Raw genomic sequence first — 449 nt, forward strand, 5'->3', positions numbered from 1 at the left:
GCCCGGTTGCTGCGCCGCGCCGGCCTGCACCGGCTGGCCGAGCTGGAACCGGCGCTGCCGCACAATCGCGATGAATACGCCCAACCCGGCCAACTGCTGCATCTGGACATCAAGAAGCTGGCCCGTTTCCGCCAGCCCGGCCATCGCGTGACCGATGATCGGACGGTCACCTCCCGTGGCATTGGCTGGGAGTACGTCCACCTGGCCATCGACGATCATTCCCGCGTGGCCTTCGGCACCATCGAGCCCGATGAGCGCGGTCTCAGTGCCTGCAGGGCCCTGATGCAGGCGGTTCGCTACTACCGCAGCCTGGGCGTGCGCTTGGAGCGCGTGTTGACCGACAACGGCGCCTGCTACACATCACGCCGCTTTCGACGCCTTGTCCGACGGCTCGGCCTGCGCCATCTGCGAACCCGACCCTACACGCCACGCACCAATGGCAAGGCCGA

At 67.5% G+C, this 449-nt stretch carries 1 protein-coding gene; it reads left to right on the forward strand.

Annotation, left to right across the window (positions count from 1 at the left end):
- Positions 1-449 (forward strand): IS481 family transposase (locus tag D180_RS10505; RefSeq protein WP_017912759.1); only part of this gene is annotated, 449 nt, incomplete at both ends.

Origin of the sequence: Xanthomonas sp. SHU 166 (assembly GCF_000364685.1) — a bacterium.
Classification (GTDB): Bacteria; Pseudomonadota; Gammaproteobacteria; order Xanthomonadales; family Xanthomonadaceae; genus Xanthomonas_A; species Xanthomonas_A sontii.